22 protein-coding genes are annotated in these 22,802 nt (G+C 63.0%); 16 read left to right on the top strand and 6 right to left on the bottom strand.

Going from position 1 to position 22,802, the window contains the following annotated elements:
• Positions 1-44 precede the first annotated feature (44 nt).
• The 6 genes from NCR98_RS22925 to NCR98_RS22900 all read right to left on the bottom strand — a co-directional run bounded on the left by NCR98_RS22925 (position 45) and on the right by NCR98_RS22900 (position 5,436).
• Complete coding sequence (locus NCR98_RS22925) at positions 45-773, bottom strand: SDR family NAD(P)-dependent oxidoreductase (RefSeq protein ID WP_250527420.1); 729 nt, start codon at positions 771-773, stop codon at positions 45-47.
• A gap of 83 nt (positions 774-856) precedes the next feature.
• Positions 857-1,384, bottom strand: a complete 528-nt coding sequence (locus NCR98_RS22920) for a 2,4'-dihydroxyacetophenone dioxygenase family protein (RefSeq protein WP_250527419.1) — start codon at positions 1,382-1,384, stop codon at positions 857-859.
• Complete coding sequence (locus tag NCR98_RS22915; RefSeq protein WP_250527418.1) at positions 1,377-2,645, bottom strand: alpha-hydroxy acid oxidase; 1,269 nt, start codon at positions 2,643-2,645, stop codon at positions 1,377-1,379. The genes NCR98_RS22920 and NCR98_RS22915 overlap by 8 nt, the downstream gene beginning before the upstream one ends.
• A 15-nt stretch (positions 2,646-2,660) precedes the next feature.
• Entirely contained in the window at positions 2,661-3,572 is a 912-nt protein-coding gene (locus NCR98_RS22910; RefSeq protein ID WP_250527417.1) for an NAD-dependent epimerase/dehydratase family protein, read from the bottom strand.
• A 13-nt stretch (positions 3,573-3,585) separates the two neighbouring features.
• Positions 3,586-4,671, bottom strand: a complete 1,086-nt coding sequence (locus NCR98_RS22905; protein ID WP_250527416.1) for a lactonase family protein — start codon at positions 4,669-4,671, stop codon at positions 3,586-3,588.
• A gap of 75 nt (positions 4,672-4,746) precedes the next feature.
• Positions 4,747-5,436, bottom strand: a complete 690-nt coding sequence (locus tag NCR98_RS22900; protein WP_250527415.1) for a GntR family transcriptional regulator — start codon at positions 5,434-5,436, stop codon at positions 4,747-4,749.
• Positions 5,437-5,577: 141 nt separating this feature from the next.
• Here NCR98_RS22900 and NCR98_RS22895 point away from each other — a divergent pair, with 141 nt between their 5' ends.
• The 16 genes from NCR98_RS22895 to dld all read left to right on the top strand — a co-directional run bounded on the left by NCR98_RS22895 (position 5,578) and on the right by dld (position 22,652).
• Positions 5,578-6,654, top strand: coding sequence for an ABC transporter substrate-binding protein (locus tag NCR98_RS22895; protein ID WP_250527414.1), 1,077 nt, complete (start codon positions 5,578-5,580; stop codon positions 6,652-6,654).
• Between the two features lie 19 nt (positions 6,655-6,673).
• On the top strand, positions 6,674-8,197 hold the full coding sequence (locus NCR98_RS22890) for a sugar ABC transporter ATP-binding protein (protein ID WP_250527413.1): 1,524 nt from the start codon (positions 6,674-6,676) through the stop codon (positions 8,195-8,197).
• On the top strand, positions 8,194-9,132 hold the full coding sequence (locus NCR98_RS22885; protein WP_250527412.1) for an ABC transporter permease: 939 nt from the start codon (positions 8,194-8,196) through the stop codon (positions 9,130-9,132). The genes NCR98_RS22890 and NCR98_RS22885 overlap by 4 nt, the downstream gene beginning before the upstream one ends.
• 4 nt (positions 9,133-9,136) lie before the next feature.
• Positions 9,137-10,132 carry an ABC transporter permease gene (locus NCR98_RS22880; RefSeq protein ID WP_250527411.1) on the top strand — a complete coding sequence of 332 codons (996 nt, stop codon included), beginning with the start codon at positions 9,137-9,139 and terminating at the stop codon, positions 10,130-10,132.
• 75 nt (positions 10,133-10,207) lie between these two features.
• Positions 10,208-11,899, top strand: a complete 1,692-nt coding sequence (locus tag NCR98_RS22875; protein WP_250527410.1) for a GMC family oxidoreductase — start codon at positions 10,208-10,210, stop codon at positions 11,897-11,899.
• Between the two features lie 67 nt (positions 11,900-11,966).
• On the top strand, positions 11,967-12,719 hold the full coding sequence (locus tag NCR98_RS22870; RefSeq protein ID WP_250527409.1) for an SDR family NAD(P)-dependent oxidoreductase: 753 nt from the start codon (positions 11,967-11,969) through the stop codon (positions 12,717-12,719).
• 39 nt (positions 12,720-12,758) lie between these two features.
• On the top strand, positions 12,759-13,844 hold the full coding sequence (locus NCR98_RS22865; protein WP_250527408.1) for a glycerol dehydrogenase: 1,086 nt from the start codon (positions 12,759-12,761) through the stop codon (positions 13,842-13,844).
• Positions 13,845-13,867: 23 nt separating this feature from the next.
• Positions 13,868-14,848, top strand: a complete 981-nt coding sequence (locus tag NCR98_RS22860; RefSeq protein ID WP_250527407.1) for a C-terminal binding protein — start codon at positions 13,868-13,870, stop codon at positions 14,846-14,848.
• 20 nt (positions 14,849-14,868) lie between these two features.
• Positions 14,869-15,546 (top strand): RraA family protein, encoded by a 678-nt coding sequence (locus tag NCR98_RS22855; protein WP_250527406.1) that lies wholly within the window; start codon positions 14,869-14,871, stop codon positions 15,544-15,546.
• A gap of 31 nt (positions 15,547-15,577) precedes the next feature.
• A complete protein-coding gene (locus tag NCR98_RS33515) occupies positions 15,578-16,732 on the top strand; it encodes a mandelate racemase/muconate lactonizing enzyme family protein (RefSeq protein WP_250527405.1) in 1,155 nt (384 codons plus the stop codon).
• A gap of 36 nt (positions 16,733-16,768) precedes the next feature.
• Positions 16,769-17,755: an aldose epimerase family protein gene (locus NCR98_RS22845; RefSeq protein ID WP_250527404.1), complete on the top strand. Its 987-nt coding sequence runs from the start codon at positions 16,769-16,771 to the stop codon at positions 17,753-17,755.
• A gap of 56 nt (positions 17,756-17,811) precedes the next feature.
• Complete coding sequence (locus NCR98_RS22840) at positions 17,812-17,997, top strand: hypothetical protein (RefSeq protein ID WP_250527403.1); 186 nt, start codon at positions 17,812-17,814, stop codon at positions 17,995-17,997.
• Between the two features lie 18 nt (positions 17,998-18,015).
• Positions 18,016-19,041, top strand: coding sequence for a zinc-binding dehydrogenase (locus NCR98_RS22835; protein ID WP_250527402.1), 1,026 nt, complete (start codon positions 18,016-18,018; stop codon positions 19,039-19,041).
• A gap of 85 nt (positions 19,042-19,126) precedes the next feature.
• Complete coding sequence (locus NCR98_RS22830; protein WP_250527401.1) at positions 19,127-19,345, top strand: hypothetical protein; 219 nt, start codon at positions 19,127-19,129, stop codon at positions 19,343-19,345.
• Positions 19,346-19,486: 141 nt separating this feature from the next.
• A complete protein-coding gene (locus tag NCR98_RS22825; RefSeq protein WP_250527400.1) occupies positions 19,487-20,854 on the top strand; it encodes an MFS transporter in 1,368 nt (455 codons plus the stop codon).
• Between the two features lie 82 nt (positions 20,855-20,936).
• Positions 20,937-22,652, top strand: coding sequence for a D-lactate dehydrogenase (gene dld / locus NCR98_RS22820; RefSeq protein ID WP_250527399.1), 1,716 nt, complete (start codon positions 20,937-20,939; stop codon positions 22,650-22,652).
• Positions 22,653-22,802: the final 150 nt, after the last annotated feature.

The raw sequence follows: 22,802 nt of genomic DNA, 5'->3' as shown, positions 1-22,802 counted from the left end.
GTTCGAATTACGACGTTCCATTGCATGGATCGACGAGGAAAGCATCACGCCACGAGATAGCCGCCATCGACCGGCAGGATCGCGGCCGTCATGAACGATGCGGCCGGCGTGCACAAAAACACCGCCGTCTGCGCAACTTCTTCGGGCGTGCCCCAGCGTCCGAGCGGCGTGCGTCCGAGAATGGTCTTCGAGCGCGCGTCGTCCTGCTGAAGCGCCTGCGTCAACGGCGTCGCAATCCAGCCCGGCGCGATGGCGTTGACGCGAATGCCGTCCGCCGCATAGGCAATCGCCAGAGACTTCGTGAGTTGCGCCACGCCGCCCTTGCTCGCGCTGTACGCGGGCACGAGACCGCCGCCGAAAAAACTCAGCATCGATGCGGTATTCACGATGCATCCGGACGACTGTCTGAGCAACGGCCGCGCACCGGCGCACAAACGCATGGTGCCGTTGAGATTGATATCGAGCACCTTTTCGAAGACATCGACTTCATGCTCCTCGCCGCGCCGGATCACGCCCGCGCAATTGACGAGAATATCGAGGCGTTCGAATCGGCCCAGCACGGTTTGCACGTCTTGTGCCGAACACACATCGAGCGAGACCTGCTCGACGGCTTCATCGACCGTGTTCGGTGCGCCATCGGGTGGCGGCAAGCCCGCCGCGACGACCTTCGCGCCGAGCGAGGCAAGCAGGTTGGCGATGCCCGCCCCGATGCCCGATCTGCCGCCCGAGATGAGCGCGACCTTTCCTTCGAAGAGATTGTCTTTGAACGTCATGTGAGTCCCATGCAACGAATGATGTGAGCGTAATTCGTAGTACTACCGGCTGAGCGCGAGAAAATGGATCGCAGACGATCTTCTCAGCGAATGAACTGATCGACGTAAGATTCCCCGAGTCCGACCGATGCATAGTGCCGTCTGCACATGTCGATCTTGGTGAACACGTCTTCATAGCCCGTATAGTTGCCGTACGGGTCGCAGTAGTACATCACGCCGCTCACCTGAAAATACGTGATCATTTCTTCCACGTCTTCCGGCACGTAGAGCGTGTGCGTTTCGCCCGGCGGCTCGTACACGTAGCTGCCTTCGGTCGCGGTCCACTCGTGTTCGAGATATTTCCAGCGGCCCTTCAGCACCATGCCATGCACGCCTTGCGGATGACGATGGCGGCTCAGCACACCCGACTTGCGCACGCGCAGCAGATTCATCCAGTAACCTTGCGATGCGTTCAGGCACAACGGGCGAAACGAGACATTCTCGGCTTGCGGCACCCACACGCGCTCGTCATCGGGAATGGCCATGGGCACGACGACTTCCTTTTGCGCTTCCTTGGGAAAGGGCAATTGGTAGGGCGTCATCGGGGAATACTTTTCGGCGATGTCAGGCATTGCTGCGCTCCTTGGAAACGATTGGGGAAAGAGTTTGTTGTTCGCGGCCGCCGTGAAGAAGGCCCGGATGGTCCAGCAGATGTTCGACCTCGCGTGTCAGCGCGCGTTGGCTGCCCTCGTCGCGATGGCGAACCGCACCGCGATTCGCGCGCAACTCCTCGATGGAACACATGCCCATCAGCGCGAGCGTCAATTCGGATTCCTTGCGCAGCAGTTCGATCGCCTGCGTCACGCCCTTGCGTCCTGCCGCACCGAGCCCATAGGCGTACGCGCGTCCCAGAAGCACGGCGTCCGCGCCCAGACCGATGGCTTTGACGATATGGCTGCCGCGACGAATACCGCTGTCGAGCAATACTTCCGCGCGTCCGGCCACGAAGGCAGCGATCTCGGGCAGCATCGAAATGGACGAACGCGCGCCGTCGAGTTGCCGTCCGCCATGATTGGATATGCACACGCCGTCCGCGCCGCCATCGAGCGCCCTGCCTGCGTCATCGACGGAAAGAATGCCCTTGACGACGAGTTTGCCCGGCCATTCGCGCCGCAGCCACGCAAGATCGGACCAGTTCATGCTCGGGTCGACGTTCGCAGACAGATACGCGGCCTGCGCCATCAGGTTGCCGGGCACGCCGGCCTTGCCCCTGACATTGCCGAGCATCAGGCGGCCTTTCAGGCCCATGCGCACGCACCAGGCGGGACGCGACAGCACATCGAGCATGGTGCCGATCTTCAGTGACGACGACGTGCGAAAACCGTTGCGCGTATCGCGTTCGCGCACGGACGACACATTGGTGTCGGCCGTCAGAAACAATGTGTTGACGCCGACTTTCCAGGCCCGCTGCATGATGTCGGAAGCAAGCTCGCGATCCTTGAAGACATAGAGTTGCATCGCGAGACCGCGCGGCATGGCAGCGCCCACTTCCTCGATCGAATTGACCGAGAAGGTCGACAGACACATCGGTATGCCGGCGTCGGTCGCGGCGCGCGCGGCCTGCACTTCGCCGTCGGGCCAGAACGATCCCGCGAAACCGACGGGCGCGAGCATCGCGGGCATCGAATGGCGGCTGCCGAGAAACTCGGCCGACAAGTCGCGCTTCGAAAGATCCACGAGCACACGCTGCTCCAGCGTCCAGTCATCGAAATCCTGGGTGTTGCGTGCGAGCGTGGTCTCGGAGAACGCGCCGCCGTCGATATAGTCGAAGAACATCTTCGGCAATTTGCGACGCGCTTGCCGGCGCAGATCGTCGATGTTGGAAATAGTCATGGCCGCGCGATCCCGTCACGTCCTTTCGACGTGTTCGTAGACATCGTCCTCGGGACGATAGCCGAGATACTCGATGGCTCCGCTCAGATCCCAGTCCATGTCCTTGTTGTTCGACACGCCGTTCACGACGATAGCCTGCGACGGCCACGCTTCGCTCGACGCCAGCACCGAGCGAATGAACAACTGATCGAGGTCGCGGTTCGACAGCCACATATTGCGGAACCAACGCAGCGTGCGACGCGCTTCGTCGTCGAGTTCGGTCGTGTCGGAGGTGGACGCGGGCGACCCCGAGTGCGTGATGTCGCGCGCGTTGTTGTCTCCGGTGAGCGCCCAGCCCACGCGCACGGACACGGCGCTCAGCTTGCCTTGCGCCAGTTCCGCCACCGATGCGCAGAGCTTCTCGCCCATGACCTTGGCCGTGCCGTACGGAAGCGAATGCAGTTCGCGCGTGCCGTCGTGCCATTTCGTGCCGGGCGCGGTGTCGATGTCGGTGGTCAGCAGGGCCGGTCCCATCTTCGCCGCGAGCGGCATGTCCTTGTACGCGCCCATCGTGTGATTCGACGACGCGAAGACGAAGCGTCCGACGCCCGCGCGCACGCATTCCAGCAACAGGTTCGACGTCATGTCGTAGGACGCGAGCGAGTCGAGCCATGACGAATCGGGCACCGGATTCAATGCGGCGAAGTGAATCACGGCATCCACTTCTTCCATCGCCTGGGTCCATTCACCTGCGCGCCGGGTCAGGTCGCCCGGCACCAGCCGAAGGCGTTCGCGCGCGACATCGGAGAACTTCGCATAGTTGCCGCTGCGATCGATGCCGATCACCTTTTCGCACCAGTCCGTGCGCGCCAATGCTTCGACCACCTTCTGGCCCAGATTGCCACCGGCGCCCGTGACCATCACGCGGCGAGGGAGGGAATGACTCATGATGCCGTTCTCCTTAAATGAACTCGATGCAGACTGCCGAAGGAATCGCATGCGTGTAGCCGGTATCCGTCAACGCGCCGGTTTCCGCGTCGATCGAAAACACGCGGATGAAGCCATCGTCCTGCGATGCGGCCAGCAAAAAGCGGCCATCGGGCGACACCCGGATATCGCGCGGCGTCCGGCCGCCGACGGCCCATGTTCCGATTGGCGTAAGCGTGCCCGCGGCTTCGTCGACACGCGCGGCGAACACGGAGTCGTGGCCGCGATTGCCGACATAAACGAACTTGCCCGACGGATGCAGGCGCATGCCGCCCGTCGCGCTCTCGCCATCGAACGCGGCCGGGAGCGTCGAAATATGGCTGACGAGTTTGACGTCCGGTTCGCCGAGCGCGTACAGGCGAACCGTCGAGGTCAGTTCATAGTTGACGAGCAGATGCGAGCCCGACTTGCTGAACACCAGATGACGCGGCCCCGCACCGGGCGCCGCCGTCAGCGCCAGATCGGCGGTTTCGTCGATCTTGCCGTTCGCGCCGTCCAGACGATGCCGCACGACCTTGTCGACGCCCAGATCCGACAGATACACATGCCGCCGTCCCGGACCGACGAGCGCGCAATGCGCGTGCGGGCCGTCCTGACGCGCGGCGCTCGGACCGCTGCCGGTGCGCGCGAGCACCGTGGGCGTGCCGCCCGGCACACCGTTTTCATCGAGCGCGTAGGCCAGCACTTCGCCCGTCGCATAGTTGGAAAGCAGCAGCAGCGAGAGTTCGCTATCGACCGATACGTGACACGGCCATCCGCCCGGCGTCGCCAGATCGTGAAGCAGGTCGAGCGAGCCATCGGCCGGATCGAATGCATACGTGCTCAGGCCCGGACCGTCCTTCGCATCGACTTCGCGCACCGCATACAGACGCCGGCGATCCGCCGACAGCGCCACGTACGACGGATTCACCGCCGCTTCGACCGCGATCTTGCGCAGCGTGCCGGCCTTCGTGTCGAAGCCCAGCACATAGATGCCTTTGCCTCGGCCATCGACATGCGGCATGGACACCGTGTAGGTGCCGACGACGAGCATGGCTTGCGTGCTCTGGTCTTGATTCACATCTGTCTCCTTGATGTATCGAAATGGCGCTCGAATCGCGGCACGGAATCACTAAAGCAATAAAGCACCAAGGCGCTAAAGCACGCCGCCGCTGTTGCGGATATTGCCGATCATCTTTTCGCGCGTCGAAGCGAGGTGCTGGCAGATCGCCCGTTCCGCCGCCGCGTCGTCTTTCGACACGACCGCTTTGAGAATCGCGAGATGTTCGGCATGCACGCGCTTGGGCGGCACCAGCGGCCGGTAGTAGTGGCTGCGCATGATGTGCATGTAGATGTTCAGGTTCTCGTAACTGAGCTTCATGCGCTGGTTGTTGCAGGCATCGATCAGCGTGTTGTGGAACGCGCTGTCCGCCAGCGAAAACGCCAGGTAATCCTTGAACTCGCTGTCCGACATGAAGCCGCTCATCTCGTCGATCAGCGCCCGCATCTTCTTCGTCACCTGCGGATTCTCCGGACTGTGGATCACGAAGCGCGCCGAATAGAGTTCGAGGGCTTCGCGCACCTGAAAGATCTCGACCGCGTCCTGCTCGGTAATGCCCTTGACGAAGGTGCCCCGCCGCGCCCTCACCTCCACGAGTCCGTCCGACGCCAGCCGCTTGATGGCGTCGATCACGGGCGTGCGGCTGACTTGCAACTCCGATGCGACTTCATCCACGTTGATCTGTTCATCGATCTTGATGGCCCGGCTGAGTATGCGGGCGCGCACCGCGTCATAGACCTGATCGGTCAGATGCGTGTGCTGAATCGGCGTGAATCCGCGAGTCATAAGTGCTGCTCCTCTCATCCATTTGCGACTCGAAGTCGCAGATGTTGTTGACATCAACATCTAACATGTGAAATATTACACTACACAACGAGCGCTGCCAAGCAACGCGAAAACGTAATTCAACCCCGGAGACAACCCAACATGAAGCAACGTAAGGCCCTTTTCATTCGCACCCTCGTCGCCACCGCGCTCGCTCTGGCCGGCGTCGTCAGCCATGCGGCCGAGCCCATCCCGATGCAAGGCGCGATCGTGCGCGAGGGCGACAACCCCATGACCGCGCCGAATCAGTACAAGAAGCCGGCGCCGTGGAAGATCGGCTTCAGCATCTGGGGTTTCGGCAACACGTGGATGACGCAGATGGTTCACGAGACGGACGCCGAAGCCGCCAAGCACAAGGAAATCTCCAAGGTCGTCTTCGCCGACGCCAACTCCAAGCCTGCGAAGCAGATCGCCGACATCGAAGACATGATCGCGCAAAAGGTCGATGCCATCATCATCGCACCGGTGTCGTACACGGCGCTGACACCGGTCATCAAGAAGGCGGTCGCGGCCGGCATCCCGGTGATCGTGCATTCGACCGAAGTCGATACCGATGCCTACACCACCGAGATTCAGGGCGAATCGCTCTACTTCGGTCAGGTCGGCGGCAAGTTCCTCGTCGACACGCTGCACGGCAAGGGCAATATCTGGGTGCTGCGCGGTCAGGCCGGCATCGCCGCCGACACCATGCGTTACGACGGCCTGCGCAAGGCGCTCGCCGGTTCGAACATCAAGATCGCCTCCGAGCAATACGGCGACTGGTCCTACAACAAGGGCAAGCAGGTCTGCGAATCGCTCATGTTGAGCAACCCGAATCCGGACGGCATCTGGTCCTCGGGCGGCGACATGAGCCGCGCGTGCATCGAAGTGTTCAAGGAATTCGGCAAGCCGGTTCCGCCCATCACCGGCGAAGGCAACAACGGCTTCATGCGCGCATGGAAGGACAGCGGCGCGAACGCGATGGCCGCCGTGTTCCCGTCCGAACAGGGCGCGGCAGGCATTCGCGCGGCCGTCTCGCTGCTCAACGGCGAATCGCTGCACAAGCGTTATGTGCTGCGCCCGGCGCCGATCACCAAAGAGAATTTCTCGCAATTCTTCCGTGCCGACCTGAACGACAACTACTGGGCACCGAGTTCGCTCTCGGAAGCGGACCTGAAGAAATACTACGGCAACAAGTAGTCGGCGGGAGTCAGACGTCATGGATACGTTAGTAGCTGCGAGTCACATCACCAAGCTGTACGACGGTGTGTCTTCGCTCGTGGATGTCGGCATCACCGGCAAGGCGGGATCGATTCACGCCGTCACGGGTGAGAACGGCGCGGGCAAATCGACGCTGATGAAAATCATCGCCGGTGTGGTCACGCCGACCGAGGGCCAGGTGTTCCTGCGCGGCGAGCCGGTGCGATTCACGTCGCCGCTCGACGCGCTGAACGCGGGGATTTCGACCGTGTTTCAGGAATTCTCGCTGGTCGGCAATCTCACGGTGGCCGAGACGATGTTCCTCGGCCGCGAGCCGAAACGCGGCATGGTCAGCGTCGATCGCCGGCGCATGCAGGAAGAGGCGCGCGCCGCGCTCGGCTACATCGGCCTGCAGATCGACCCGCGCCGTCTCGTGAGTTCGCTGACCGTGGCCGAGCAGCAATCGGTCGAAATCGCGAAGGGCCTGGCGGTCAACGCGGATGTGTTCATCTTCGATGAGCCTACCGCCGCGCTCAACACGAAGGATGTCGAACGTATCGAAACGTTGCTGTTGAAGCTGCGCGATCAGAGCAAGTGCGTCTTCTACATCTCGCACCGCATGCGCGAGATTTTCGATCTGTGCGACACGGCGACCGTGCTCAAGGACGGCAAGCTCGTGGGCTCGTATCCGACCGCCGATCTGAATCCCGACCGGCTGTTGTCCCTGATGGTGGGACGTGACGTCGAACATCTGTATCCGCCGCGCGCCGAATATCACAACGGCACGGCATTGAAGGTCACGGATCTCAGCACCGCACCGGGCCGTCCCGGCGTGAACTTCAATGTGCGACGCGGCGAGATCGTCGCGCTCGGCGGTCTCGAAGGCCAGGGCCAGCGCGATCTCGTGCGCGCGCTCGCGGGCGTCGTCAAGGGCTGCACCGGCACGCTGGAACTGAAACGCCGCTCGGGCACGGGCATCACGTTCCGGCCGCGCTCGGGCGCGCGCCGCGCGCTGGCCAAAGGTCTCGCGTTCATGCCCGAAGACCGCAAGGGCGAAGGGCTGTATCTCGACCTGCCGATCCGCGACAACCTCACGCTCGGCGTGCATCAGCGCAAGCAACCGTGGGCGCTCGCGCGTCCGCTCACCGCGCTCATCAAGAAGCTGTCCGATGAGTTGCGGATTCGCGCGGCCAGCACAGCGCAAGCGGTCGTGAACCTGTCCGGCGGCAATCAGCAAAAAGTGATGCTCGGCCGCTGGATTGCCATCGATGCCGACGTGCTGCTCATCGAGGAGCCGACGCGCGGCGTCGATGTCGGCGCGAAGGTGGAAATCTACGGCGCGCTGCGCACGTTCTGCGAGCGCGGTGGTGCGGTCCTGTTCACGTCGCGCGAACTGCCCGAGGTGATCGGACTCGCGGACCGCGTGCTCGTGGTGTCCGGTCATCGCATCGTCAAGGAAATCAATGCGAAAGACGCGACCGAGGAAGACATTCTTCAGGCCGCAGTCTCGCATCCCGAACCCGAAGTGGGAGCACTCGCATGATCAACCGTCTGATTTCGCTGCGCGCGGACCGGACCGGTGGCCAGTACGTGTCCGGTGTGCTGCTGCTGGTCGCGGTGGCGGCGCTGGCCGTGTCCTTCGCCAGTTTCCGCACGCCGCAAAACCTCGGCAACCTGATCGTCCAGGCCACGCCGCTGATGGTGGTCGCGCTCGGGCAGACCTTGCCGATCCTGACCGGCGGACTCGATCTCTCGGTGGGCGTGGTCATGAGTCTGTCGACCTGCATTCTCGCGACGACGGGTTCGCCCGCGCTCGCGATCCTGCTGACCATCGTGAGCGCGGCGCTGGTGGGCGTGCTGAACGGCATCGGCGTGACGCGCTTTCGCGTGCATCCGATCATCATGACGCTCTCCACCGGGACGATCCTGCAAGGCATCGTGCTGCTCGTGCAGCCATCGCCCGGCGGCAGCGTCTGGCCGATGATTCCCGCCGCCGTCGGCAGCTCGGTCATGGGCGTGCCCATCGCGCTGCTGTGGGTTCTGCTCGCAGTGTATGTCGCGTGGACGCTGCTGCATCGCTCGCGTCTGGGTCTGCACATCTACTCCGTCGGTGGCGGCGCGGACAACGCGGCGCTCGCGGGCGTCTCGGTCACGCGCACGACCATTTCGGCCTATGTCATCTGCGCCCTGTTCGCGGCGGTCGCCGGCATCTTTCTGGCCGGGCGCATTTCGTCAGGCGATCCGTGGGTCGGCGCGTCCTACGGGCTCGACTCGGTGGCCGCGGTCGCGCTGGGCGGCACGCAATTGAGCGGCGGCATCGGCGGACCGCTGGGCACGGCGTTCGGCGCGCTCCTGCTGAGTATCGTCGGCAACGGGATGAACATCGTGCAGATCAACCCCTTCCTGCTGTCCGTGGTCAACGGCGCGTTGCTGCTGTTTGCCGTGTGCCTGCGTCGTCGTAAAGAAATCGGAATCTAATCCCATGCCAGTTCAACCTGTTTCCGAAACCGGAAAGTTGACGCTGCGTGCAGCACCACGCTTCAACTTTCGCCAGCTCGTCGTCACGGTGCCGCCGTCGGTCTTCGTGCTCGCCGCGCTCCTGCTGTTCTGCGTGTTCTTTCGTCCCGTGCTGTTGCAGTTGCCGTTTCAGATGGTCATCGCACGGCAGGCGGCGCCGCTCGGTCTGGCGGTCGCCGCGCAGATGATCGTGATGCGCTGCCGCTCGATCGATCTGTCCGTGGGCGGCGTCTTCGTCCTCACGAACTACGTGATCACGTCCGCGCCGCTCAACGAGATGTCCGCGCCCGTGCTGATTCTCGGCGCGCTCGCGGTGGGCGCGGTGATTGGCCTCGTGAACGGCCTGCTCATCACGCAGTTCCGGGCGAGCGCCGTGATCGCGACGCTGGCGATGGCCTCCATCCTCACCGGCATCGTGCTGTTCCTCAGTTCCGGCAGCAGTCCGGGTTCGGTGCCCGATGCTGTGCAGACGCTCGGCAGCGCCAAGCTCGGCGTGGTGCCGATCGCCACGGTCATCTGGCTGGGCGTGCTTCTGCTGCTCGCGATTCCGCTGCGCTTCATGGTGTTCGGGCGTCTGCTCAAGGCGGTCGGCAGCAATCCGGTGGCGGCTTCGCTCTCGGGCTTGCCGGTCGAAGGCGTGTTCATCGCGGCGCACGTCGCGGCGGGCGTGCTGGCCGCGGGCGGCGGGCTGTTGCTGTCGGGCTACGTGGGCGTGAGCACCACCAGCGTGGGCGCCGATGTCGTGATGAATTCGATCGCCGGCGTGATTCTCGGCGGCATCACCTTCGGCGGCGGACGCGGCGGCCTGATCGGTCCGTGCGCGGCGGCCTTCGCGCTCACGCTGCTTTTCAACGTGCTCAACGCATATGGCGCGGGCGAATCCGGCAAGCTGATCGTGCAGGGTCTGGCCATCGCGGGCGCGGCGATTCTCGCCGGCTTGGCGCGGCAAACGCGCCGTTGAAGCGCATCGCAACTCGCAGAATCGGGCGCCGTGTTCGGACGCGGCGCACAGGACAGGAATTCCAAGGTTTCATTCATGGCTAATGCAACGACACGCTACGATTTCATCGTGATAGGCGCAGGCGCGGCCGGATGTCTGACCGCCGGCCGCCTCGTGCGCGATCACGGCGCGCGCGTGCTGCTGGTCGAGGCCGGCGCGCGCGATCGCAATCCGCTCATCCACATGCCCGCCGGTTTCGTCAAACTGCTGACGAACCGCGATTACATGACGTTTCATCGGAGCGCGGAGCACTCGCATCTGAACGGACGTCAGCCGTCGATTCCCCAGGGCCGCGTGCTCGGCGGCGGAAGCTCGGTCAACGCGATGGTCTATATTCGCGGCCAGCAGCGCGACTACGACGACTGGGCGTCGATCACCGGCGACGAATCGTGGCGGTACCAAAGCCTGCTCCCACATTTCATGCGGCTCGAAGGAAACTCCACCTTCAACAACGCCGCGCACGGTGTGGACGGACCGCTCAAGGTTTCCGATGGCGCGAATCTGAGCGATGTCTCGCGCGCCTTCGTGCTCGCGGCGCAACAGACCGGCCTGCCCTACAACCCCGACTTCAACAGCGGCACGCAAATGGGCACGGGCTTCTATCAGACGACCACGTTTCGCGGCCGCCGTTGCAGCGGTGTCGATGCGTTTCTCGCGCCGGTCATGAACGATCCGCGTCTGGAGATTCGCACGGACACACGCGTGACGCGCATCCTCATCGAAGGAAACGCGGTGAAGGGCATCGAAGTACAGACCGGCTCGCGCATCGAAAAGATCGAAGGCGATCAGGTGATCCTGACCGCTGGCGCGCTGGTGACACCCAAGCTGCTGATGCTCTCGGGTATCGGCGCGGCGAGCGAGTTGTCGCGGCTCGGCATTCCGGTGAAGGTCGATCTGCCCGGCGTCGGCGAGAATCTTCAGGATCATCATGAAGTGCCGGTCGTGGCGTTTTGCAATGGCCGTTACGGCTACTTCGGACAGGATCGCGGCTGGAACCAGATTCGCAACGGCCTGCAATATCTCGCCTTCCACAATGGCCCGGTCGCCTCCAACGCGGTGGAAGCCGGCGCGTTCTTCAATCCCGACGATGCATCGGGCGCGCCATCCATTCAGGTGTTCTGTCTGCCGACCGTGTATCTCGACCCGGACGTGACATCGACGCGCGCCACGTACGGCTTCACGCTCAACAGTTGCGTGATGCGTCCGAAGAGTCGTGGCCGAATCTCGTTGCAAACGGCCGATCCGGACGCGACGCCCATCGTCTATCCGAACTATCTGCATCATCCGGACGACTTGCGGTTGTCGATCGAAGGCTTGCGCCGCGCCGAACAGATCATGCGCGCCGCGCCGCTCGCGGGCATGGTCGAGCGAATCGTGCTGCCGGACGAGCGCGCGCTCGCCGCGCGTTCCGCTGTCACGGACGAAGCGCTCGCCGAGCATTGCCGGCGCACCGTGAAGACCGTCTATCACCCGGCCGGCACTGCGCGCATGGGCGCGGACCACGATCCGATGGCCGTCCTGCGTCAGGATCTGAGCGTGCGTGGCGTGAGCGGACTGCGCGTGTTCGATACCTCGTCGTGGCCGACCATCATCAGCGGAAACACGGTCGCGACGACATATGCCGTCGCGGATCGCGGGGTGTCGCTGATGATGGGCGAAACGCTGCCGGGCGCGCGTGAGGACCGGGCCAGCGGCATCCCCGATCCGGCCTTGATGCACGCGCTCTGAAGATCGGCGGCCGAGACACGAATCGTGTCTCCCGGCTCGGATCAGGATACCTAATCATGAACGCAACATGAACGACATACTTTCCTGCTTCGCACCCGATGTGCTCGCGGGCAAGACCGCGCTGGTATCGGGCGGGACGAGCGGCATCGGCCTGGAGATCGCCAGAGGGTTCGCCGGCCTCGGCGCGCGCGTCATGGCCACGGGCAGTTCGGTCGAAAAGATCGCGCAACTCAGGCGCAACGCACCGGCAGACCGGCTCGAATTCGACTGCCTCGATGTGACCTCGCCCGACGCGGTGACATCGTTCACCAAACGCTTCGAAAGCCTCGACATTCTGGTGAATTCACAAGGCATTTCGCGGCCCGGTCAGGAATACGACGACGCCACGTTTCTCAACGTGTTGGACATCAATCTGATCAGCGCCATGCGTCTGTCGAGCGCGATGCTGCCGCTGCTGACGCGTTCGCGCGGAACCATCATCAATATCGCGTCGATGCTCAGCTATCTCGCCGACGAGGAAGTGCCCGCGTACTGCGCGAGCAAGAGCGGCATTCTCGGACTGACGCGCGCGCTGGCGCATCGGTATGGTCGCGATGGCGTGCGGGTCAACGCAATTGCGCCGGGTTATCACCGTACCGCCATGACACACGGCCTGTGGAGCGCCGAACCCGCCGCGTCGCAGATCGCCCGCCGCACCGCGCTCAAGCGCTGGGGCGAAGCCGACGATCTCGTCGGCGCGGCCGTCTTTCTGTCCACGCCTGCATCGCGATATGTCACCGGCGCGACGCTTGCCGTCGATGGCGGATATGTCGTCGGTTGATCGAGCCAACGCCCGCCACGCGATCATGAGGAGCCCGTCATGCTGAGAACAAGCGTCTTTCCTTCGCGTTATGTGCAGGGCGCGGGCGCGCTGCTCGCACTCGACGACGAACTGGCCCGCTTCGGTTCGTCGGCGGCGTGTCTCGTGGATGCCAACGTCAAGGCCATCCTCGAACCGCTGTTCGCGCGCGCCCATCACGTGAAACTGCATGCGCGCAACGTTCACGCGGCCTGCACGGAACGCTCGATTGCCGAAGCCGCCGCATGGATACGCGGCACCGGCGCACAGATGGTGATGTCGCTCGGCGGCGGCAAGGTGGTCGACACCGGCCGCGCGGCCGCGGACGATCTGCGTCTGCCCTTCGTGTGCGTGCCGACGATTGCCGCATCCGATGCGCCCTGCTCCGCGCTGTCGGTCATCTACGACGAAGAAGGCCGCGTGATTCGCGATCGCTTCGTGCGGCGCAATCCCGATCTCGTGCTGGTGGACTCGCAGATCGTGGTGAGCGCGCCGGTGCGCTTCTTCATCGCGGGTATCGGCGACGCCTTGTCGACGTGGTACGAGGCCCGCGCCTGTCAGCGCGCGCAGGCGTCGAACCTGTGCGGTGGACGCGCGACCGCCTTCGCGATGGAAGCCGCGAAGCTGTGCCGCGACACGCTGTTCGCCCACGCGGTTCAGGCCGTGGACGACTGCCGCGCCAACATCGTCACGCCCGATTTCGATGCCGCGCTGGAGGCCACCGTGCTTCTGTCCGGCATCGGCTTCGAATCGGGCGGTGTCGCCGCCGCGCATGCCATTCATCACGGGCTGGCCGAATTGCCGCAAACGCACGCTTTCCTGCACGGGGAAAAGGTCGCCATTGGCGTGCTGGCCTCGCTCTTTCTGTCGACGGTGCCGGACAGCGAGCGTCGCGAAGTATTCCAGCTATGCAGCGATATCGATCTGCCGACACGTCTCGCCGATCTCGATATCGACGTGGACGACGCCGAAGCGCTCGCCCTCGTTGCCGAGCGTGCATGCCGCAGCGGAGAAATCATTCATAACGAGCCGTATCCGGTCACACCGGCGATGGTGGTCGCCGCGTTGACCGCCATGAACCGATACGCATTGCGAAATAATTTTTGATGATCAGAAGACAAGGAAATCCCGTGTTCAAAGTGTATGTCACCGATTACGACTATCCCGATCTCGCGATCGAACGAGCGATTCTCGAACCGATCGGCGCGCAGGTGATCGGCCTGCAATCGCGCACCGGCGAAGGACTGGCCGAACTCGCCGGCGACGCCGACGCGCTCATGCAGCAATACGCGAAGATTCCCGCCGAAACCATCCGCGCGCTCAAGAAGTGCAAGGTCATCGCGCGCTATGGCATCGGCGTCGATATCCTGGATGTCGGCGCGGCGCGCGAGGCGGGCATCGTGGTGACGAACGTGCCCGACTATTGCATCGAGGAAGTCGCCGATCATTCGATCAGCATGGCGCTGACGATCTTCCGCTCGATCCCGACCTATGCGGCATCGACGCGGCGCGGCGAATGGCACTGGAACACCTGGAACCGCCCTATTCCGCGCATGCGCGGGAGTGTGTTCGGCATGATCGGTTTCGGCCGCATCGCGCAGAACATGGCGCGCAAGCTCAATGTCTTCGGCTTCGAGGTCCTCGCCTGCGATCCGTTCGTCTCCGCCAGCCTAATGGCCTCGCACGGTGTCAGGAAGGTCACGCTCGACGAAATGCTGCCGCAGGCGGACCTGATCGACGTGATGTGCCCGTACACGCCGGACACGCATCACCTGATCGATGCAAAGGCAATCGCATCCATGAAGCGCGGTTCGCTGCTCGTCAACTGCGCGCGCGGCAAGGTGGTCGATAACCGCGCCTTGTACGACGCGCTCGTGAGCGGACAACTCGCTGCCGCCGCGCTCGACGACACCGAAGAAGAACCGGCGAAACAAAGCGACTGGAAGCCGTCCGACAACCCGCTTTTCGCGCTGGAAAACTGCATCGTCACGCCGCATGTGGCCTATATCTCGCAGGACGCGCTGCACGAGGCGCGCCGCGTGGCCGCCGAAAACGTGCGTGCCGTGCTGCTCGGCGAAAAGCCGCTCAACCCTGTAGCCGGAAGCTATTAATTCTTTTAGGAGTTGCATTCATGAGCACGACCATCAACAAGAGTCCCGTAGTCAACCGCGATCTGGTCGCGCGTTTCGTCGCCATGGCCGATGTCATGTCGCTGTCCTGCGTCGTGTCCGATGCGCTGCAACGCAACGGCACCATGCGTCATGACATCAAGCCGAAGGGCGCGGACCGCAAGATCATCGGCACGGCGCTGACGGTGCAACTGACGGCCGGCGATATCGTCGATTGCCTCGACGTGTTCACTGTCGCGAAGCCGGGCGATGTGATCGTGATCGATGCGTTCGGCGAGACCGAAACGTCCATCTGGGGCGGCCTGATGACGGGACTCGCGCGCAACGCGGGCGTCGTGGGCGCGGTCATCGACGGCAGTTGCCGCGACACCGACGAAGCGAAGTTCCTCGATTTTCCGGTCTCCGCGAAAGTGGCCGGGCCGCGTCAGGCGCACACCGCGATCAGCGGACGCCGCGAGCCGATCAGCATCAACGTGCCCATTTCCTGCGGCGGCGTGATCGTGAATCCGGGCGATCTGGTCGTCGCCGACGAGATCGGCGTGGCCGTCGTGCCGCACGCGGACCTGAGCGCGGTGTACGAGCGCGCACGCACCATCGCCGATAACGAAGCGCGCATGCGCGAAATGATTCTGGAAGGCAAGACGTTCCAGGATCTGCTCGACAAGTTCGGCCGCATCTGAGCCGCAAGGTCCACTTTTCCGGGAGAAAACTGTGAAGATCGAAAGTGTTGACACGTTCGTGCTCAAGACGAAACTGGACAAGCCGTTCGCCTATTCCCAGGGATGGGTCACCGGCCGCTCGACAACCGTGGTGCGTATTCGTACCTCAGACGGCATCGAAGGATGGGGCGAGACGTTCAGCGTAGGCTTGCAGCCGCCGGAGATCGCGGCGACCGTGGTGGACAGCGCGCTCAAGCCGCTGTTGCTCGGCAAAAACCCGCTCGATACCGAATTGCTTTGGAATACGATGTATCTCCGCACGCGCGACTATGGCCGCAAGGGTGTGGTGATCGGCGCGATCAGCGCGGTCGATATCGCGCTGTGGGACATCGCCGGCAAGGCATTGAAGCAACCCGTCTGGCAATTGTTGGGCGGTGCGTTCCGCAAGCGCGTGCAATGCTACGCGACCGGCTTTTTCCGCCCGGAAGGACAAGGGCAGGCCGCCGAAATGGCCGAAGAGGCGAAACGTCATCAGGTAGCAGGTTTCTCGATGATGAAAGTGAAGCTTGGCTTCGGCATCGACGACGATATCGCGGTCATGCACGCCATTCGTGACGCGCTAGACCCCGCAACGCAACTCATGATCGACGTCAATCATGCTTATGGCGCGAACGAAGCGATCCGCCTCGGGCGCGCGCTCGACAGCTTCAGGTTGCGCTGGATCGAAGAGCCGGTCGTGCCGGAAGACCTCGCTGGATACCGGCGCGTGCGCGATGCCATCGACACGCCGGTGGCGGGCGGAGAAGCCGAATTCTCGATGTACGGCTTTAATGACCTGTTCACGGCTGGCGCAGTTGATATCGCGCAGCCCGATATCTGTCTCGCTGGCGGCTTCACGGCGCTCCGGCACATCAACACGCTTGCGCAAGTCAACGGTGTGAAGGTGAATCCGCACGTGTGGGGCACCGCCATCGGACAATATGCGTCAATGCACATGATTGCCGCCACGCCCGATACGCATTACTCGCTCTATGCCGATCAGCCGCTGTTCGAATACGACACGTCGTCGCATCCGTTCAGAACGGCGCTCGTCGAACAGCCGCTCGAACAGAACGGCGGATGGCTCGACGTGCCAGACCGGCCGGGCCTCGGCTTCGATCTGGATCAGGCTTTCTTCGACAAGACAGCCATTCGCGTCGGCACCTGACACGCGCCATTGGACCACAACCTGAAGGACTGCACGATGCAGAACAACGAACGCTGGACATTGAAGTGGGACCACGGCCAAGCAACTGTCCAGGCTATGGGCGGCATGCTCGCGCCCGTGCGCTTCGATCTCGGCGCGGGCCGCAGCGTCTCGCCGCTTCACGTCGCGCCGTGGGGCGACGATCCGGCGTGGCCCGGGCTCATGCGTGCCCTTCGGGGTGAGTGGCCGTGTCTTCCGTTCGGGACGATCGACGTCCCGCCCGATCTTCCGCCTGGCTTCGAGACGCGGCAGGCGGATGACGAATGGCGCCACGGTTTCAGTTCGAACCACATGTGGCAGTGCGTGGAACAGACGCCGCATCGTATCGCGTTGCACATCGATTATCCGGAGGATCACGCAGTGCAAAGCCTCGCCCGCGTGATCGAAGCGAGCCCGGATGAGGCGTCGCTCACGGTGTCGCTGACGGTTCGCGTTCGCCGCGACATCACACTGCCCTTTGCGCTTCATCCGACCTTTGCCGTTCCGGAGCAAGGCGTGGAGGTCCTCGCCTGTTCGTATCGTGCGGTCCATACCTATCCGGTTGCCATCGAGCCAAACTACTCGCGAATCGTCACGAACAGGACGTTTGCGTCACATACCGCGCTCGAAACGAAGGACGGATCGTTCGATGTCTCGCACCTGCCCTTGCCCGTCGTCACCGAGGAACTCGTTCAGCTCGAAGCCTGCGAGCCGCCGTTCGTGCTCCGCTATCCCGCCGACCGCGCGGAAGTCAGACTCGACTGGAATACCGCCGATTTCCCCGATGCCGTGCTCTGGATCAGCAACGGGGGCCGGGACTACGCTCCGTGGTCGGGCAAGAACTTTGCGCTCGGCGTCGAACCGGTCAACGGTTTCTTTGATCTGGGACGTGTTGTGAGTCCGCCGCCCGGTCATGCGCTTGCAGGACGTATCGGCGCCACGTTCACCGCCGCGCTGCCGCGCACCATTTCATACCGCCTGTCGGCTGCCGCCGTTCAGGACTGAAGCATCGACACAGACGAGCTGGAACGATCCAGCCATCCATTCAAGGAGACTTCACCATGAACTTCCTGTTCCACACCGGATACGAGACGCCTCATTCGCGTCACGTTCCGCCCGCCGACGATGTGCTGAACGCGCTTTTCGCAGACGGCTTTGCAGGCATCGCCTTCAGCCTCATTCACGAAGAAGGCACAGTGAATCGGCCGGCGAACGACGCTGCGAAGCCGGACGTCTCCCCTCAATAGTCATTCACGAGAATTCGAATGCAATCCGAAGATGCGGTTCCCCGCACCTGGCAAGCGTGGACCTGGACCGGCGACGCCGATCCGCTGAAACTCGCGTTGCGCACCGTCGATGCCTCGCCGCTCGCGCGTGGTGAAGTGCTCGTGCGCAACGTCGCGATTGGTCTGAACCCGGTCGACTGGAAGGTGCTGGGCGGCGAACTGGTGGACTGGCGTCCGGGCAAGGTTCCCGGCGTCGACGGCGCGGGGGAAGTGGTGGCGGTGGGTGCGGACCTATCGCGCGAATGGCTGGGCACGCGTGTGGCCTATCACACGAGTCTCGGGAAACCGGGCAGTTTCGCGGAGTACACCCCTGTCGATGCGCGCGCGTTGCTTGCTGTCCCGCCCGTGGTCGATTTCGGCACAGCCGCGAGCGTGCCGTGTCCCGCGCTGACCGCATGGATGGCGCTCGACAAACTCCCCACGCGCTCGGGTTCTCGCATGCTGATCAGCGGCGCGGGCGGCGCAGTTGGTCTCTATGCGACGCAGCTTGCGGTCATGCAGGGATTCGATGTGAGTGTCATGTGTCATCCGCGGCACTGGGATCGCTTGCGTGAACTCGGCGCGAGCGCTTGCCACGAAGGTCCGCTCGACGCGCACGCCACCTGGGCCCGGACACACTCGGGCGAGTTCTTCGCGATCGCCGATACGGTTGGCGCGCAGCACGCCGAACGTTTGTCACCCGCACTCGCCGCGAACGGACATCTCGTCTGCATCCAGGGGCGCGTTGAACACTGGCCATGCGCGCCGTTCGATCGCACGCCCTCGCTTCATGAAGTGGCGCTAGGCGCGCTGCACCGGTACGGAAGCGATGCCGACTGGCGGCGTCTCGTCGAAGCGGGCGAGCGCATTCTCGGGCTCATCGCGGATAGGCGTTTTAGCGCGGAAGCGACGATCGTGGGCGACTTCGCCGACCTGCCCCGGCAACTCGATGCGTTGCGGCAGCGCTCGGTCTCCGGAAAGTCGATTGTCAGGCTCGATTCGTTCGGCGCCGTGGCCCGCCATTGACCATTTGGACCGAAGCGACATGCGAAGCTCGAAGGCACGAACTGTAATCGCGATCCCGCCTCCCGAGGCGATCGACGATCCGACCATGCAACTGGAAGTGAAATCCGGCGAAGTCTCAACGCTGATCGCCGCGCTCGACGCATTACTGCGCGAACGCGCAATGGCTTATCAGATCGCGTCGGATTACCTTGCCCGGCGCCACCAACCCCAGATCGACCAGACGTCCTTTGGACTGGCGCATGTCATCTGCCTCAAGCGTTTGCTCGAAGCGCGCCTCGATGACGTGAAACAAGCGACACCTTAGCGCGCTCCAGAAGGCTGGACGTCGCAGTCATTCAATTTGGCTTCAACCATTCGCTTTGAGTGAAACGCTCCGCCGCCATCGCATTCCGGCGAAGCGGACCCGTATCCACTCGCCAGGATAAAAAGTTTCGGATACCTTCTCATGCTGAATTTGAAGAACGACAAGAGCGCGACATCGCTATTGAAACCCGCAGGAAAGCAGCGATGGATCGTCCTTGGCCTCTTGTGCCTGATTGCGCTGGTGAACAACATCGACAGATTGACGCTTTCGATCGCCGCACCCGCCATGCAGTCGGAGCTCGGCTTGACGGCTACCGACATCGGCTTGCTGGGCAGTGCTTTCTCGCTTTTCTACGCATTCGGGCAGCTACCGTCCGGATGGTTTGTCGATCGCTTCGGGCCGCGTAAATTACTCGGCCTGTCGATCATCGTATGGAGCGCCGCCACCGCGGCCATGGACACCGCGCACACGCTCGGGGCGTTCCTGTTCGCGCGGGCGTGGCTGGGTGTCGCCGAGTCGCCCTCCTTGCCTTCGACAAACAAGATCGTCACGCAATGGTTCCCCCGGAAGGATCAGGGTATCGCCAACGCCAGCTGGGATGCGGCGCTGAAGGTGGGCCCCGCGTTCTTCACGTTCGCGCTGGTCTTTATCGTCGCCGAGTTCGGCTGGCGCGTCATGTATCTGGGCGCGGGCGCGGCCGGAGTGATCGTTGCGCTGGTTTTTCTCGTGCTTTACAGGGACATCGACAAGAACAAGCGCCTGACGGCGCAGGAGCGCGCCTACATTGCCCAGGATGGCGATGCGCAGGTCGGCTCAGAAACAGCACGCGTGCCCTGGAGCGCCATGTTCAGGCGTCAGAGCATGTGGGGAATGATGGCCGGCTTCTTCTGCAATCTGTGGGTCTATCAGATCTTCCTCGTCTTCATCCCGATGTTCATCATCAAACAGTTCGGCGTCAAATTTTCGTCGCTCGGATTTGCAGCGAGCGTGCCGTGGGTAGGCGCGATTCTCGGCGATATCGCCAGCGGACTTGTGTCGGGGAAACTGGCTGGCTTGCCGGGGTGGACGCCGCTCAGGGCCAAGAAAGCGACGATCGTCGCCGCGCTGCTGTTGCAGGCTGTCGTGCTGGCGCTGCTTCCCCTAAACGCCGTGTTCGGCCAGTCGGCAGGGCTTACGGTCGCCGTCGTGCTGATGGCGTTCGCGCTCGGATTCAATGGCGCGGTGGTGGCTCACGCGTGGTCGCTTCCTGCGGAAGTGACGACGTATTCGACGGTTGCATCGGCAGGGGCGGTGCAGAACTTCGGCGGTTTTCTCGGGGCCACGCTGTCGCCGCTGGTTGCGGGCCTCATCATCGACGCCACGCACTCGTTCACGCCTGTGTTTTTCACATCGGCCATCGTCTCCGCGCTCGGCGCGATCGCTTATCATTTCTTCGTGCGTCATCCCATCATTTCTGGGGACGCACCGGCCGCGGTGCGAGCCGAAGGAAGACAGGAAACGGTCATCTGATCCCGAATGCCGGTCTGGGAACCGCGTTTCCTGCACGGGCGCTGCGCGGAGCGCCGTCTCACACAATGAGCACTCTCGACCCATGCACGAACTCATTCTGTCACTTGGCGACATCGTCGGTAGCAACTTCGTCTTCACGGGCACAACCGAGACCCGGCGCTTCCGGCAGGGATATCGCTATGGAGAAGGAGAGATTCTGGCCGCCGTGCAGCCCGGCACGCTCGTGGAGATGTGGCGCGCGCTGCAGGCCTGCCATCGAGCGAAAGTCATCGTCATCTGTCAGGCGGCCAACACCGGCCTGACAGGTGGCTCGACGCCGGCTTCGGATGGTTACGACCGGTCGGTCGTCGTGCTCAACACCATGCGCCTGCGCCGCCTCGATGTGATCCGCAATGGTGAACAGGTGATCTGTCAACCGGGCGTCACGCTCGACCAGCTCGAAAAGCGCCTGCAACCGCTTGGACGCGAACCGCATTCGGTCATCGGCTCCAGTTGCATCGGTGCCTCGGTGACGGGCGGCATCTGCAACAATTCCGGCGGTTCGCTGATTCGTCGCGGCCCTGCCTTTACGCAACTGTCGATTCACGCGCGCGTGACGGCGGACGGAGAACTGAAGCTCATCAATCATCTCGGTATCGATCTGGGCGATTCCGCGGAAGCCATTCTCGGCCGTCTGGATGCAGGGGAATTGCCCGAAGACATTCCGGCAAGCGCTCTGCTCGCCTCCGATCACGAATACAGCAGCCACGTGCGAGACATCGACGCGCCGACGCCCGCACGCTTCAATGCGGACCCGCGCCGTCTCTACGAAGCGTCCGGCTCGGCCGGACATCTTCCGGTGTTTGCGTTGCGGCTCGACACCTTTGCGGCGGATGAAAACACGCAGGTGTTCTATATCGGCAGCAACGATCCGGCCGAACTCGAAACGCTGCGCCGCGACGTGCTGAGCGGATTTCGCAACTTGCCGATCGCGGGCGAGTACATGCATCGCGGGGCGTTCGATATCAGCCGCCGCTACGGCAAAGACATGTACATGTATATCCGTGCGTTCGGCACGGACAAGGTGCCGCATGCTTTCAAAGCGAAAAGTCGCTTCGATGGCATGACCGAGAAGGCAGGTCTAGGGAGTGCCGTGAGCGACCGGTTGTTGCAAGCACTCAGCCGCGTCTTGCCCGAGCATCTGCCACGCAGACTGATCGAGTTTCGCGACCGTTACGAGCATCATCTGCTTCTGAAGATGGGGAGCGACGGCATCCAGGAAGCGCGGACGTACCTCGAATCGCGTTTTCCGACGCCGCAGGGTGGCTACTTCGAATGTAGGCCCGAAGAAGGCAAGGCCGCGTTTCTCAACCGCTTCGCCATCGGGGGTGCGATGGTGCGTTATCGGGCGGTGCATCCGCGCACGGTCGAAGATATCGTCGCGCTCGACATCGCTCTGCCCCGCAATGCGACCGAGTGGTTTGAGCAACTACCGCCACATATAACGGAAAACATCGAGTTTGCGATGTATTGCGGCCACTTCTTTTGCCATGTGCTCCATCAGGAGTATCTGGTCAAGAAAGGGCGGGACTGCGATGCCATCAAGGACGATATCCTCGGCCTACTCGCAGCGCGTGGAGCCGAATACCCCGCCGAACACAATGTCGGGCACCTCTATGAAGCGAAACCGTCGCTGAAAGAGTTCTACGAAGCGCTCGATCCAAGCAACGCTTTCAATCCAGGAATCGGAAAGACTTCTCGGCAATTCAGATGGGGAAAAGCGCTTGGCAACTGCAAGTGCGAGACAGCCATTGAATAACACGGCGCAGCAGAGCGAGGTTCTCGCTGATGAGCTAGCGTATCTTCCAAGAATCAAGTCCAGCTCGCTTTAGATACAAACGATGCGTGCGATGAAGGTTCCGCGTCGCATCGTGTTTCCCTCAAAGCGAACCCATGAACATAATCGCAG

Source organism: Caballeronia sp. GAWG2-1, assembly GCF_023631405.1.
GTDB lineage: Bacteria > Pseudomonadota > Gammaproteobacteria > Burkholderiales > Burkholderiaceae > Caballeronia.
The sequence above is the reverse complement of the archived record's forward strand: the minus strand, read 5'-3'. Positions and strand labels throughout refer to the sequence as shown.

Bases quoted from the DNA above. Each gene is read 5' to 3' on its own strand.
- dld (WP_250527399.1), top strand. From the start codon at position 20,937: ATGCACGAACTCATTCTGTCACTTGGCGACATCGTCGGTAGCAACTTC.
- NCR98_RS22890 (WP_250527413.1), top strand. From the start codon at position 6,674: ATGGATACGTTAGTAGCTGCGAGTCACATCACCAAGCTGTACGACGGT.
- NCR98_RS22840 (WP_250527403.1), top strand. From the start codon at position 17,812: ATGAACTTCCTGTTCCACACCGGATACGAGACGCCTCATTCGCGTCAC.
- NCR98_RS22925 (WP_250527420.1), bottom strand. From the start codon at position 773: ATGACGTTCAAAGACAATCTCTTCGAAGGAAAGGTCGCGCTCATCTCG.
- NCR98_RS22915 (WP_250527418.1), bottom strand. From the start codon at position 2,645: ATGACTATTTCCAACATCGACGATCTGCGCCGGCAAGCGCGTCGCAAA.
- NCR98_RS22855 (WP_250527406.1), top strand. From the start codon at position 14,869: ATGAGCACGACCATCAACAAGAGTCCCGTAGTCAACCGCGATCTGGTC.
- NCR98_RS22885 (WP_250527412.1), top strand. From the start codon at position 8,194: ATGATCAACCGTCTGATTTCGCTGCGCGCGGACCGGACCGGTGGCCAG.
- NCR98_RS22870 (WP_250527409.1), top strand. From the start codon at position 11,967: ATGAACGACATACTTTCCTGCTTCGCACCCGATGTGCTCGCGGGCAAG.
- NCR98_RS22895 (WP_250527414.1), top strand. From the start codon at position 5,578: ATGAAGCAACGTAAGGCCCTTTTCATTCGCACCCTCGTCGCCACCGCG.
- NCR98_RS22900 (WP_250527415.1), bottom strand. From the start codon at position 5,436: ATGACTCGCGGATTCACGCCGATTCAGCACACGCATCTGACCGATCAG.
- NCR98_RS22920 (WP_250527419.1), bottom strand. From the start codon at position 1,384: ATGCCTGACATCGCCGAAAAGTATTCCCCGATGACGCCCTACCAATTG.
- NCR98_RS22910 (WP_250527417.1), bottom strand. From the start codon at position 3,572: ATGAGTCATTCCCTCCCTCGCCGCGTGATGGTCACGGGCGCCGGTGGC.
- NCR98_RS22875 (WP_250527410.1), top strand. From the start codon at position 10,208: ATGGCTAATGCAACGACACGCTACGATTTCATCGTGATAGGCGCAGGC.
- NCR98_RS22880 (WP_250527411.1), top strand. From the start codon at position 9,137: ATGCCAGTTCAACCTGTTTCCGAAACCGGAAAGTTGACGCTGCGTGCA.
- NCR98_RS22830 (WP_250527401.1), top strand. From the start codon at position 19,127: ATGCAACTGGAAGTGAAATCCGGCGAAGTCTCAACGCTGATCGCCGCG.
- NCR98_RS22865 (WP_250527408.1), top strand. From the start codon at position 12,759: ATGCTGAGAACAAGCGTCTTTCCTTCGCGTTATGTGCAGGGCGCGGGC.
- NCR98_RS22845 (WP_250527404.1), top strand. From the start codon at position 16,769: ATGCAGAACAACGAACGCTGGACATTGAAGTGGGACCACGGCCAAGCA.
- NCR98_RS22835 (WP_250527402.1), top strand. From the start codon at position 18,016: ATGCAATCCGAAGATGCGGTTCCCCGCACCTGGCAAGCGTGGACCTGG.
- NCR98_RS22825 (WP_250527400.1), top strand. From the start codon at position 19,487: ATGCTGAATTTGAAGAACGACAAGAGCGCGACATCGCTATTGAAACCC.